Annotated in this window: 13 protein-coding genes and 1 pseudogene; 1 reads left to right on the top strand and 13 read right to left on the bottom strand. The window is 36.1% G+C overall.

Features of this window, described 5'->3' with window-relative positions; translation table 11 throughout:
* Window positions 1-609: 609 nt before the first annotated feature.
* From FYJ79_RS07595 to FYJ79_RS07645, 11 genes and pseudogenes are all read right to left on the bottom strand, one after another.
* Window positions 610-881, bottom strand: a pseudogene (locus tag FYJ79_RS07595) (TnpV protein).
* Window positions 882-1,176: 295 nt separating this feature from the next.
* Window positions 1,177-1,467: a DUF6809 family protein gene (locus FYJ79_RS07600; protein WP_154516330.1), complete on the bottom strand. Its 291-nt coding sequence runs from the start codon at window positions 1,465-1,467 to the stop codon at window positions 1,177-1,179.
* Between the two features lie 100 nt (window positions 1,468-1,567).
* Entirely contained in the window at window positions 1,568-3,256 is a 1,689-nt protein-coding gene (locus tag FYJ79_RS07605; protein ID WP_154516333.1) for an ATP-binding protein, read from the bottom strand.
* Window positions 3,249-3,929 (bottom strand): response regulator transcription factor, encoded by a 681-nt coding sequence (locus FYJ79_RS07610; RefSeq protein WP_154516336.1) that lies wholly within the window; start codon window positions 3,927-3,929, stop codon window positions 3,249-3,251. The genes FYJ79_RS07605 and FYJ79_RS07610 overlap by 8 nt, the downstream gene beginning before the upstream one ends.
* Window positions 3,930-4,012: 83 nt before the next feature.
* Window positions 4,013-4,663: a phosphate signaling complex protein PhoU gene (phoU, locus tag FYJ79_RS07615; RefSeq protein ID WP_154516339.1), complete on the bottom strand. Its 651-nt coding sequence runs from the start codon at window positions 4,661-4,663 to the stop codon at window positions 4,013-4,015.
* Window positions 4,664-4,666: 3 nt separating this feature from the next.
* On the bottom strand, window positions 4,667-5,419 hold the full coding sequence (gene pstB, locus FYJ79_RS07620; RefSeq protein WP_229771386.1) for a phosphate ABC transporter ATP-binding protein PstB: 753 nt from the start codon (window positions 5,417-5,419) through the stop codon (window positions 4,667-4,669).
* 7 nt (window positions 5,420-5,426) lie between these two features.
* Window positions 5,427-6,287 carry a phosphate ABC transporter permease PstA gene (gene pstA, locus FYJ79_RS07625; RefSeq protein ID WP_154516345.1) on the bottom strand — a complete coding sequence of 287 codons (861 nt, stop codon included), beginning with the start codon at window positions 6,285-6,287 and terminating at the stop codon, window positions 5,427-5,429.
* Complete coding sequence (gene pstC / locus FYJ79_RS07630; RefSeq protein WP_154516348.1) at window positions 6,280-7,197, bottom strand: phosphate ABC transporter permease subunit PstC; 918 nt, start codon at window positions 7,195-7,197, stop codon at window positions 6,280-6,282. Before pstC ends, pstA begins: the two co-directional genes overlap by 8 nt.
* 2 nt (window positions 7,198-7,199) lie before the next feature.
* Window positions 7,200-8,036, bottom strand: a complete 837-nt coding sequence (locus tag FYJ79_RS07635) for a phosphate ABC transporter substrate-binding protein (protein ID WP_154516351.1) — start codon at window positions 8,034-8,036, stop codon at window positions 7,200-7,202.
* A 360-nt stretch (window positions 8,037-8,396) separates the two neighbouring features.
* A complete protein-coding gene (locus FYJ79_RS12585) occupies window positions 8,397-8,597 on the bottom strand; it encodes a hypothetical protein (RefSeq protein ID WP_229771389.1) in 201 nt (66 codons plus the stop codon).
* 42 nt (window positions 8,598-8,639) lie between these two features.
* Window positions 8,640-8,942, bottom strand: coding sequence for a type II toxin-antitoxin system RelB/DinJ family antitoxin (locus tag FYJ79_RS07645; protein WP_154516354.1), 303 nt, complete (start codon window positions 8,940-8,942; stop codon window positions 8,640-8,642).
* Window positions 8,943-9,604: 662 nt separating this feature from the next.
* On the opposite strand from FYJ79_RS07645, the gene FYJ79_RS07650 reads away from it, so the two are divergent.
* Window positions 9,605-10,498: a YitT family protein gene (locus FYJ79_RS07650; RefSeq protein ID WP_154516357.1), complete on the top strand. Its 894-nt coding sequence runs from the start codon at window positions 9,605-9,607 to the stop codon at window positions 10,496-10,498.
* A 37-nt stretch (window positions 10,499-10,535) separates the two neighbouring features.
* On the opposite strand, the gene FYJ79_RS07655 is transcribed toward FYJ79_RS07650, so the two are convergent.
* A complete protein-coding gene (locus FYJ79_RS07655) occupies window positions 10,536-10,868 on the bottom strand; it encodes a hypothetical protein (protein WP_154516360.1) in 333 nt (110 codons plus the stop codon).
* 117 nt (window positions 10,869-10,985) lie between these two features.
* Window positions 10,986-12,152, bottom strand: a complete 1,167-nt coding sequence (locus FYJ79_RS07660; RefSeq protein WP_154516363.1) for a phosphoglycerate dehydrogenase — start codon at window positions 12,150-12,152, stop codon at window positions 10,986-10,988.

Consider the following 12,152-nt stretch of genomic DNA (forward strand, 5'->3'; position numbering starts at 1 on the left):
TTTCTCATGCAATACCTCCAAGTCTTATAGAATAGTTAGGAGATTATTGTAACATGCTTTTTTCAGATCTATCATTCAGGACACTTTCTTTCTTGGTACATAAAGACAATATCATGTTTGACTCACATTCTTATTTGAATCAGGATATACGCTGTTGTCAATATTCCTGATTAATGATAATGTATATTTTGAAAGCTTTTGGGAGCGCCACGAAAAACTAAAAGCATTTTTCATTAAAACTCAACATATAAGCATTTTGCTTATCATTGGAATATAAACATTTGTGCAAATCATCCCCACGATGTCTGAAAACAAAAGCGACAATAGCGCTGAACGAAAGCAGTATTTAGAATACGCAAGGAACAACATTAGAAAGTTTGATGAAATGAAATTCGAGACAAAGATGCTTTTTCCCATAGATGTTATATCTATTATAATGATTGCCCTTATTTCTTTTAATGTTTTCACTGAAACTGTTATATGTTGGATTCAAGAAATACTTAATGTGGGAGTATCAATTGTTGGTGTAATTTTTGCGGTTATTAACACAAAAGAAGCTCAAAGAAAAAAGGTGTAACGAGATTGAATCTCGTTGCACCTTTTTTGACATTATAGAGACAGGTTATTAATTACAATTTCTGTGGCTCTGCTGCGGATGTTATTCATCCGAGCAACACACTCCATTTGATTGACTGCTTTGAGTTGTTCAGTCACGCCTTCACGCTCTGCCATCTGTTTTACGAGCCAAAAAAAATATACTCGGCCTGCTTGTCAATGTCAGAAAGGTAGCCGTTTAACTTACCGCTTGTCAGAAGATTAGTGTATCGCACCTTGTGGTGTTGCTTGATGTACCGTAAATGTCGTTGTCCCCATACACCAATAGGATGTTCTTATTATTCAGCAGGCAAAGGATTAGGCAAGTAATAATCGCCAACCTTCGTGTATGTACCGCCCATTTGCTCAAATATAGTCTTTTTCATAATCTTAGTCTTCCGTATATCTAATCTTAAATCTCTTTTGTTTTGCGTTAATGACTTTCAGCAGGACTTCGTCAACTGCATCGGTATATCGCCCCTCTTTAATGAGATCGTTCCGTTTGTCATTAAGAGCGTCGATGATAATGCCTCTTTCGTATTCGTCAAATACTATGTAATACTTTTTATTATCATCACTCCTTCAAGAGATCCTTGAGTGGATCATCCGTTCCGATAAAGGTGTCGTATGTAAATTTCGCACCCAACCGAAACCTATTATTAAACTGTCTAATGTTGATTCGCCGTTTACAACACTCCAAGCGTTTGCAAAATCAAGAAATAGCTTCTTGTTTTCTTCATCCAATGCCGCCGTCAGCTTTTCCTCGTTGTTCATCAAAATTTCCATCTGCTTCTGAACAGCCTTGTTTTGCCTTGTTCTGCGTGCCTGTGGATCAAGATTTCCGTAGAAAAATTCTTCAATAAAGTTTGCCATTGTGTAATCCTCCGTTATGAATTGAATCATCCTTACAATACAATCATTCTGGCTAATTACAAAAGTCAAAGGGAGACAACTTCGTTACGAAGTTTCTCCCTTAGGATGCTTTCTTCATTGGTAAGGAAATTGTAATTTGTGTGCCAACATCTAGCTGTGAGCGTAACTGAATTGTGCCATCATAATAGGAAACAATATGTTTAACAATCGCAAGTCCTAGTCCTGTCCCACCAAGTGCTCTTGAACGTCCTTTATCAACACGATAGAAGCGTTCAAAGACACGTGATTGATCACCACTTGGAATACCAATACCAGTATCTGCAACAACAATAATCATATGATCATTTGCTTCATGGAGACTGATATTGAGATCACCATTTTCTTTATTATATTTCACAGCATTGCTGACAAGATTGGAGATGAGGGTCTGAATTTGTTGGTCATTACCAATATAGATAACATCCTCCAAATCCGTATGCACATGAATATTCTTTTTGATTATACTTGCATCATAGTTTTCTAGGACATTTTCCACTGTTGTTTTAATATGGAGTGGTACTTCTTCTACAAGTAAATCACGGCTATCAAGTCTTGAAAGCATGAGAATATCATTGATGAGATTGCTCATGTTTCTTACTTGGTCTAGGATTTTGGTGAGAACTTCTTTTTGTTTTACTTCATCCGTAATTACGCCTGCTGACAAGAGTTCAGTATAGCCTCTAATAGATGTAATAGGCGTCTTAAGCTCATGTGATACAGAAGAAAAGAAGTCTTCTCGCATCTTTGTGGCATTATGTGCCATTGTGATATCGACAAAGAAGAGCGCTTCCCCAAATGGTAAGTTTGAAATATAACAACGATAATAATAATCACCTATTGGCATTTCAATATGAAGATGCTTTTCTTCGCTCCTTAAAGCCTCTAAGAGTTCAGGATGAGTAACATGTTCAATAAAGGACTGCTTTTCTTCTAGATTGCCCAATATTTTACGTGCTGCCTTATTAATTGTCAGAATACAGCCATTCTCATCAAGAAGAATAAAACCTTCACGCATCTGACTAATAATTTCATCCTGTTTATCACGTTCGAATGCCGTTTCACGCATGGACTTACGTAAGCGGTGTGTTAAGTTTTCAAGAGTACTTGTGATTGTTTCTACTTCTTCATAGTCATATTCTTTTAATTCAAAACGGAAATCATCGGTCATATTATTTAATGCATCAACAAGTTCATCCAATGGTTTAGTAACATGTCTCGCAAGCTTACGTGACATGATGAATGAGATGGCAAAGGATATGATTGCTGAGAAGAGTATTGCCGGGGCAATAACGGATGCATATTCAAAGATGGAGTGATAAGGCATTGAAAGCCTAATAATCCGAGTTCCATTAAAATAAGCAACATAGAGCATTCTTTCTCTTGTTGTATCACTCTTTCTAATAGCATAACCATAATGATCTTTTTGATGAAGTGCTTCCTGTACTTCTTCACGATGCAAATGGTTTTCAGAAATAATACTCTTGTAAGTGTCAGCTAAAACCGTTCCATTCTTGTCAATAATGGATATACGTGTCTGATCTGAATAAGCAAATGGCGCAAGTTCTTCAATCTGACTTATCAAATTTCCCTTATAATCAATTGAATGAGAAATCAAACGTACTGAATAGCCCATTTCCTTTTCCGTATTGCTGAGCATTGAGTTTGAAATAAGCGCAAAGCTTAAGCCAAGCGTAATGACCATACTGATAAGTGTAACCGTAATGAAATAACGCAATATGCTTTTATACATTTTGGTCCCCTACAAAACGATAGCCAACAGAACGAATCGTCTTAATATAATGACTGCCATCATCACCAAGCTTACTTCTTAATGAACGAATATGGACATCCAACGCCCTACTCTCGCCCATAAAATCATAGCCCCAGATACTATTGAGAAGTTCTTCTCTTTCCACAACTCTTTCTCTGTTATCAATTAAATAGACAAGTAATTGATATTCTTTATGTGTTAATTCAAGCTGTTCATCATTCTTTTTAATAATATGTTTTGATTTATCAACTGAAAGATCAGCTGTTTTAATCAGCTTTTCTTCTTTCTTCGTACGTCTTAGCAGTGAACGTACTCTTGCTGAGAGTTCAAGAACCCCGAAAGGTTTTGTCATATAGTCATCACAACCACTATCTAGGCCTTTGACTTTATCGATTTCACGATCTTTAGCTGATAAGACCATAATAGGTAGGGTTGTATTTGTTTCTCTAATCTTCTTAATGGCAGAAATGCCATCAAGTTCTGGTAACATTATGTCGAAAATAGCCATGTCAGGCGTGTCATCATGAATAGCCACAATGGCATCAATCGCATTATCAAACTGTCTTATTTCATAGCCATTGCTTTCTAAAGCTAATTTGATAATTTCCTGGATATTCTCATCATCTTCTACCACATATATACGTTCATTCATAATTACTGCCTCCTTGAGGACTATTTTAGCACTAATGTTGAGGATATATGTTAAGAACAGGTTAAGAAATTAACAATTCTTTCCTACTGTGTATCCTCAATTTCACCTGTCATTAAGAATTCTAACCATTCGTAAATATTTGTCGCATGATCACCAATACGTTCTAAGTATTTCGCAATAATTAAATAATTCAGGCAATCATCAATATTCTCTTTACCTTCTTTTAATATTGCAACAATCTCAGCCTTCACTTCACTAAAGAGAACATCAACCTGATCATCCATTGCATCAGCTCGCTTGCCTCTTTCAAGATCTTTTGTAACATAGGCACGGATTGCTTCATGAACCATTTCACGACATACTTTCATCATTGTTGGGATATGTTCAACTGTCTTATAAGGATATTTGCCATTAAAAGATAAAGACATTTCACTAATATCAGCTGCCTGATCACCAATTCTCTCTAGATCAGTTACAACCTTTAATGCTGTCGCAATGACTCTCAAGTCAGTAGCTACAGGCTGTTGTCTTAACATCAGCTTAAAACATAATGCTTCAATATCATGTTCAAGATTGTTGATGCTTTGATCGCCTCTGACAATATCTTCAGCCAATGTCTTATCCTGCTCTTTGAAGGCCTTCTTGCTTTTTTCAAGAGAGATTTCTACAAGATTACCCATATCTACAAGCATATCATTTAATTTCTTTAAATCTTCATTATATTGTACACGCATAGTTTATCCGAACCTTCCTGTAATATAGTCTTCCGTACGTTTATCTTCTGGGAATGAGAAGATCTTTTCTGTATCACCATATTCAATAATTTCCCCATGTAAGAAGAATGCTGTCTTATCAGCAATACGACTTGCCTGCTGCATATTGTGTGTAACAATAACAATCGTATACTTATTCTTTAATTCCATAAGCAGGTCTTCAATCTTGCTTGTTGAAATTGGATCAAGAGCACTTGTTGGTTCATCAAGAAGAATAACTTCTGGTTCAACGGCAAGCGTACGGGCAATACAAAGACGTTGCTGCTGTCCTCCGGATAAGCCAAGAGCTGATGAATGAAGACGGTCTTTGATTTCATCATAGAGTGCTGCACTCTTTAAGCTTTTTTCGACAATCTCATCAAGCTTCTTTTTATTCTTAATGCCATGAATTCTTGGTCCATAGGCTACATTGTCATAGACACTCATAGGGAATGGGTTAGGCTGCTGGAAAACCATTCCAACCTTTTTTCTTAATAGTGTTGGATCAACACCCTTGCCAAAGATATCTTCACCATCAAGTGAAACAAGTCCTTCAATTCTTACCCCTTTGACATAATCCTGCATTCTATTGAGGGTCTTTAAGAATGTTGACTTACCACAACCTGAAGGACCAATGAAGGCTGTTATTTTGTTTTCTTCTATTTCCAGGTTGGTATCTTTTAAAGCATGCTTCTCTCCATACCAGAGATTCAAATGCTGTATTGATATTTTACTCATATTAAAACTACTCCTTTGTATTGACATCGAAATGCTTAGTAATCCATTTCGCTAAAGCATTCATCAGGAAGATTAAAATAATCAAGATCATCCCAATGACGAAAGCCTGGCCATATTGGGCATTTGTCATAGCGATATAGAGCTGAATTGTTAATGTGCCACCACTTTCTAAGAAATGCGAGAAGAAATCTCTTGGCATTAAATAGGCAGAACCGGCAGTAAAGAGCAATGCAGCTGATTCGGCAATAATACGTCCCATTGCCAGAATGACACCAGTTAAGATACCTGGTAAACAGCTTGGGAGAATAACCGTATGAATCATATACCACTTTGTTGCCCCAAGTCCTCTTGCCGCTTCACGATAGCTTTCAGGTACTGAAGCCAATGCTGTCTGTGTGCTTCTAATAATAATAGGAAGTATCAACAATGTCAGTGTAAAACAACCTGTTAAAATGGAATACTTGAAGCCAAGTAATTCACCAAAGAAGATCATCCCAAACAAACCAAAGATAATCGATGGAATACCGGATAAGACTTCCGTCGCAAAGCTAACAGCTTCAACGAACTTCTTATTCTTAGCATACTCATTCAAATAAATAGCTCCACCAATACCAATTGGACAAGCAAGAAGCAATGTACCTAAGATAATATAGAGCGTATTGATAATATTCCCTAATAAGCCATTTGGATTCGTAAGTGCTGATTGAGGGGAAATGAGATCTTTAAATTTGAAGAAAGGAATACCTTTAGAGAAGACATAGACAATAATGACAACAATCAAGGCTGCTGAGAAGAATGTACATATGCCAATAAGAGCAAGCAAGATATTGTCTGAAATACGTGTCTTTTTTGCAGTAATACTAGTCATCTTCTTCTCCTTTCTTCAATATACGTGACAAGATAATATTGATAACCATAATAAATACAAAGAGTACTAAGCCAATCGTAAAGAGTACTTGTCGATGCAAGCCTTGTGAATAGCCCATTTCACTGACGATTGCGGTTGTTAAGAAACGAACAGAGTTGAATGGCCAAGGGGCTTTAACGGCATTACCAGCAACAAGCAAGATCGCCATTGCTTCACCAATTGCACGACCAACACCTAAAACGATAGCTGAGAAGATCCCATTCTTAGCAGCGGGAATGACAACTTTGAAAATTGTCTGAATTTTTGTTGCCCCAAGTGCTAAGGAAGATAAGCGTAAATGCTGAGGTACTGTTTCTAGCGCTGTTTCTGAGACATTGACTAGTGTTGGTAAAATCATAATCACCAGGACGAGAATGGCAGCAATAAGATTGGCGCCACCTGTCATCTGATGATGTGGATTGCCGGCATAGATGGATTTCTCCAAAGCATACATCGCGGGGTTGATAATAAGGATACCAAGCAGTCCATAGACAACGGATGGAATACCTGCTAGCATCTCAATAGCGCTCTTAAGCACTTTCTTGAGTTTTTCATTGACAAGTTCACTTAAGGCAACAGCTGTCAGCAGGCCAATAGGCACGGCTAATAAAACTGCAAACAATGTACCAATAATAGATGTAAGAATAATATAGAGTATCCCGAACTTACCAGCAGTTGGCTGCCAGGTAGTTGAAAAAAGAATATCAACTAAACCAACCTTAAAGATAGCTGGTGTACCGGAGATAATCATATAAGCAGTAATGGAAACAACAGCAATGATAGAAAGAGCGGCACACGCAATGAAGATGTATGCCGCTGCTTTCTCTTCCCTTGTCGTTGTTTTATTACTACCGACAATTGAATATTTCATATTTATTTTGCTGAGATTAAACCAACTTTTTTAATGATGGCCTGGCCTGCATCACTATTAATGTAATCGAATAATGCCTGAACTTTTTTATTCTGTTTTGAGATTTTACCTTTAGTAGCCATAACGAATGGACGCTGTAATGGGTATTTACCTGCTTTGATATTTGCTACTGTAGCTTTAACGCCATCAAGTTCCATTGTATTAATAGAGTTATCTACTGCATCAAGTGAGACATAACCGATTGCTCCTGTTGTAGCTGCACATTTAGCAACAACAGCACCTGTGTTATCAAGTTCCTGAGCATATTTACATTGGTTTTCAATCTTTAATAATTCTTCGAAGGCACTACGTGTACCTGAAGCAGCTTCACGACCAATAACAACGATCTGTTCATCAGCACCACCAACATCTTTCCAGTTTGTGATCTTGCCTGTATAGATATCAGCTAATTGCTGTTTTGTAAGAGATTTAACTTTGTTCGCTTTGTTAATAGAAACTGCAATACCATCAATAGCAACAACATTTTCAATTAAGCCACTATTCTTTTCATCATCAGATAAAGCTCTTGAACTATCAGCGATATCACAAGTACCTTTTTGAAGAGCGGCAATACCAGCTGAAGAACCAGTGAACTGTGCTTCTACATTGACATTTGGATATTTTTCCTTGAAGCTTTCACCAAGTGCTGTTACAAACTTCTGCATAGAAGTAGATCCATTTAATGAGATCTTACCACTTAAATCACCTTCATTAGATTTTGTAGATGTGCTTCCTCCACCACATCCTGCAAGCGTGAATGCCATAAGCATTGCCACAAATATAGAGACGACCTTTTTCATTGAATATTCCTCCTTGTCTCTTTTAGACACGTATATCTTAGGATATGAACAATTATGGAAAAATCCTATTTATGTATTGATTCAATAAAGGTTCTCTAAAGATTGTTAAGAAGAAAGAATGAATGTAAAGTAAGTGTTAAATATGGGAAGAAGAGTGAGAATCATCACTTTCAACTGCATGAAATAAGCAAAATACACTTTTACTTATAAATTTTGAGTAAAATAAAAACAGGATTACATCCATCACAAACATAATCCCGTCCTATAAATTATCGTGTTTGATTCACATATTTAGCCCTTCAATTTGTTTTTAAAATCAGAAGCACTATATAAAACATCTGTTACAATAACTTGATTCTCTTAAATAATAAAGAATACAGAATAATGATCTACTAAAAATCTTCTTATCTTTTTGCTATGTTCAGGTTCTGATTCCATAACATGAATTCTCTCTGCCATTCTATCCAAAGTCAAAATAGCATTTGCGATACGGTTATACTGGTTCATTGCTTTTTCAGATTCTTGAAGAACATAAGCAATAAAATTGTATAGTTTCTCCATATCATCGCTTCATTTGTAATCTCTACCGCATAGTGTTTCATATTAATGATTTTCCCTAAATTTAGTAAATGCTTCCGCTGCATTCTGTACTCTTCCTGCAGCTATATCGTCATAACCTTTTTCCAATTTTTGGTGTAATTCTTCTGATGTCATAAGATCAGCATTAATAGGTGCTGGTGCATTTGGTAAAGAAATAGGAAACGGAATTCCACCAGTAAGAGATATCTGATTTAAATATATATTGATAGCTGTTGACATAGGAATACCTAATTGTGATAAAACTTTTTCTGCTTGTTCCTTAACCTTTGGATTAACTCTTAAATTTAATGTTGCTGTTTTTTCCATATTTTCGCACCTCTTCTTTTATTAAATTGTAACGCATTTGTCATTACATCTCAATGAGTTTTTTCGTTTTCTCTTCATTGTTTGGAATTCTATAGATTCACATACATAATTATAAGAGACTACCAGTATTTAAATGACTTTTCAAAAAAACTCTCCAGCATTCTGCACTTTCTGCAACTATATCGTCATAACCTTTTTCCAATTTTCTAATGAAGTTCTTCTCGTACATAAGATTTTCATGCATAGATACTAGTATTTCTAGTCATGTCGTTGGTTTCAGGGCTGCACTTTCCTGTATCTTGATGTCCTTTTTATGACGGTGAACTTCTCTCGGTTATATGCTTATTAGATCTTGATAAATGAGGGCTTTTCAATATTCTTGAAACTTGTTTCTTATCAAAATGTTTTTATTGTGACAATCCTACTAGTTTCTTCCATATATCAATAAAACTCACTTATAGCTTGAAGGAATTAGTTAAAGAAAAATGAAAGTAAACATACTCTAGGATTATACATTTTTTCATGTTAATATCTTAGTAGAGAAGGAGAAAGTGGCTTTTTAACGTGAATATTCAGTAAATATTCATTTTTCGTATAAAAAGAGAAAAAAAGAATTGTATTTTCTTTTGTACAATAGTAGAATGCTCATTTGGGTGGTTTATATGCGTGACAACATCTTAAAAACAATCGATCAATCCACTAATAAAAAAGTAAAAACCATACGTACAATTGTTTTAGTAACGATAGCTTCCCTAATCATGTCTATCAATATTAAGACCTTTGTACATTCAGGAGGATTACTTCCTGGTGGTATTACTGGACTATCATTACTGGTACAACGTATCTTTATTCGTTTCTTTAATTTAACTTTACCCTATTCTTTAATTAATATTATCTTGAATGCAATACCTGCAATAATTGGGTTCAAGATGATATCAAAACGTTTTACGTTCTATTCAGTACTTATGATTGTTATGAACTCTCTCTTAGTCGATGTTATCCCGGCATATACAATCACCAGTGACCCCTTATTGGTTGCTTTATTTGGTGGCTTGTTGAATGGTATTGCGATTGTCATAGCGCTATATGGAAATGCAAGCAGTGGTGGTACAGATTTCATAGCCGTGTACCTTAATCGCCGTTTTAATATTTCTTCCTGGAATATTATTCTCATTTTCAATTCCGCAATCCTGCTCACAAGTGGAATGTTATTTGGCTTTAAAGCTTCTCTCTATTCTATTATATTCCAGTTTGTCTCTACCCAGACAATCTCTACGTTCCATAAAAGCAATCAGAAAGTTACAATGTTGATCATTACAAACCACGCTGATGCCATTGAAGACGATATCCTGAACACTACCCATCATGGCATTACGAAGTTTGTAGGCGAAGGTGTTTATGACAAAGCACCACGCGCTATGCTTTACACTGTTGTCTCAGCCGATGAAGTCAACACTGTTGCTGACATTGTGCATATGCATGACCCCCATGCCTTTATCAATGTCCTTAGATCAACATCTGTCAAAGGCAAATTCTATCAAAAGCCTTTAGACTAAAAATATCCCTCAGCACAAATAATAGCTGAGGGATTTTTTATTTTGGTGTATGTGTCATAGAAACTTTAACATTCAAATTTTCAGCATGTTTCACAGTCGTTGTTGTGACAGTATAAGAACAGTCATGTCCTTCTTCTTTAGTCAAAACATACATTTTTTCATAAACCATTTTAGCAACTTCTTCTGGGAAAATAGCTTTACGGTCAATCGTTTTCTTGATCCATTGATCAAGTAATGAATAAGAGAACTGTATAGGATCAAAATCTTCGAATACAACAGTAATCAACAACTTGTATTTCTTATTCTTGGCATCAAAGCATTCAACTTCCTTATTGAGTGTAGTGACTAATTTCGCATGATCATTCAACATAAGCAACCCTTCTTTCATGTTATTTCTAGTGTTATTATAACACACTTATAATGAAAAAAGCTCCCTTTACCGCTATGTGGGAACTTTTTTCAAAGGATTTTGGGAAGTTTTCGGAAATTAGAAAACCGCTTTGGCAATGACGCGTGCACGAATAACACCATCATGCTTTTCAATAACTTTCGTGATATCTTCACTTAAATCATCTGTATCAATAATTGTATAAGCAATATCATCACGAGCCTTATTGACCATATTTTCAATGTTCATACCTTTTTTCGCAAAGGCATTCGCGAACACTGCCAGCATATTAGGAATATTCTTGTGGATAATGCAGACACGATAATTTGTTGCACGGGCTTCCACAACAGTAGGCATATTAACAGAATTCTGAATATTACCATTCTCTAAGAAATCTTTTAATTCAGCTACTGCCATTCTTGCACAATTCTCTTCTGATTCTGGTGTTGAGGCACCTAAGTGTGGGATGACAATGACATTTGGTGTATTCACCAAATCCTTGTTACCAAAATCAGTAACATATTTCGCTACTTGTTCTTTCTTAAGAGCAGCAATCATATCTTCTGTATTAACTAAAGCATCTCTTGCGAAATTCAATATACGTACATCACGTTTCATTAACGCAATGGTTTTCTTGTTGATCATATTCTTTGTTTCTTCGTTGGCAGGAACATGAATTGTCAGATAATCTGCTTCACGATAGACTTCTTCAGGTGTTGTGGCATGTTTGACCCACTTTGATAAGCCCCAAGCAGCCTTTACAGAAATATAGGGATCATAGCCAACAACATGCATACCAAGCTTAATAGCTGCATTGGCTACAGCGACACCTATTGCGCCTAAGCCAATAACCCCTAATGTCTTGCCATCAATTTCTGGCCCAACAAACTGTTTCTTGCCAGCTTCAACAGCCTTACCAAAGTCATCATCATTGATTGTCTTAGCCCATTCAATACCTTCAACAACCTTTCTTGAAGACAAGAAGAGTCCACATAATACTAACTCTTTCACGGCATTGGCATTAGCCCCTGGTGTATTGAATACAACAATACCCTTCTGTGTGCATGCATCAACAGGAATATTGTTGACGCCAGCACCTGCTCTAGCGATAGCCTTTAAATTATGTGGTGGATCATAGTCATGAAGCTTTGCACTTCTGACAATAATCGCATCCTCATCTTCAAACTGATCATCGACTTTATAAAGATCTCCAAAAAGCTTCAAACCTTCATTAGAAATCTTATTCATTGTTTTTATTTTATACAT

Origin of the sequence: Sharpea porci, assembly GCF_009695655.1 — a bacterium.
Taxonomy (GTDB): domain Bacteria; phylum Bacillota_I; class Bacilli_A; order Erysipelotrichales; family Coprobacillaceae; genus Sharpea; species Sharpea porci.

What these genes read in the sequence shown, in the direction of transcription:
- FYJ79_RS07610 (WP_154516336.1), bottom strand. Translation starts at nt 3,929, where the DNA reads ATGAATGAACGTATATATGTGGTAGAAGATGATGAGAATATCCAGGAA.
- FYJ79_RS07605 (WP_154516333.1), bottom strand. Translation starts at nt 3,256, where the DNA reads ATGTATAAAAGCATATTGCGTTATTTCATTACGGTTACACTTATCAGT.
- phoU (WP_154516339.1), bottom strand. Translation starts at nt 4,663, where the DNA reads ATGCGTGTACAATATAATGAAGATTTAAAGAAATTAAATGATATGCTT.
- FYJ79_RS07650 (WP_154516357.1), top strand. Translation starts at nt 9,605, where the DNA reads ATGCGTGACAACATCTTAAAAACAATCGATCAATCCACTAATAAAAAA.
- FYJ79_RS07660 (WP_154516363.1), bottom strand. Translation starts at nt 12,152, where the DNA reads ATGTATAAAATAAAAACAATGAATAAGATTTCTAATGAAGGTTTGAAG.
- pstC (WP_154516348.1), bottom strand. Translation starts at nt 7,197, where the DNA reads ATGAAATATTCAATTGTCGGTAGTAATAAAACAACGACAAGGGAAGAG.
- FYJ79_RS07635 (WP_154516351.1), bottom strand. Translation starts at nt 8,036, where the DNA reads ATGAAAAAGGTCGTCTCTATATTTGTGGCAATGCTTATGGCATTCACG.
- FYJ79_RS12585 (WP_229771389.1), bottom strand. Translation starts at nt 8,597, where the DNA reads ATGGAGAAACTATACAATTTTATTGCTTATGTTCTTCAAGAATCTGAA.
- pstB (WP_229771386.1), bottom strand. Translation starts at nt 5,419, where the DNA reads ATGAGTAAAATATCAATACAGCATTTGAATCTCTGGTATGGAGAGAAG.
- pstA (WP_154516345.1), bottom strand. Translation starts at nt 6,287, where the DNA reads ATGACTAGTATTACTGCAAAAAAGACACGTATTTCAGACAATATCTTG.
- FYJ79_RS07645 (WP_154516354.1), bottom strand. Translation starts at nt 8,942, where the DNA reads ATGGAAAAAACAGCAACATTAAATTTAAGAGTTAATCCAAAGGTTAAG.
- FYJ79_RS07655 (WP_154516360.1), bottom strand. Translation starts at nt 10,868, where the DNA reads ATGTTGAATGATCATGCGAAATTAGTCACTACACTCAATAAGGAAGTT.
- FYJ79_RS07600 (WP_154516330.1), bottom strand. Translation starts at nt 1,467, where the DNA reads ATGGCAAACTTTATTGAAGAATTTTTCTACGGAAATCTTGATCCACAG.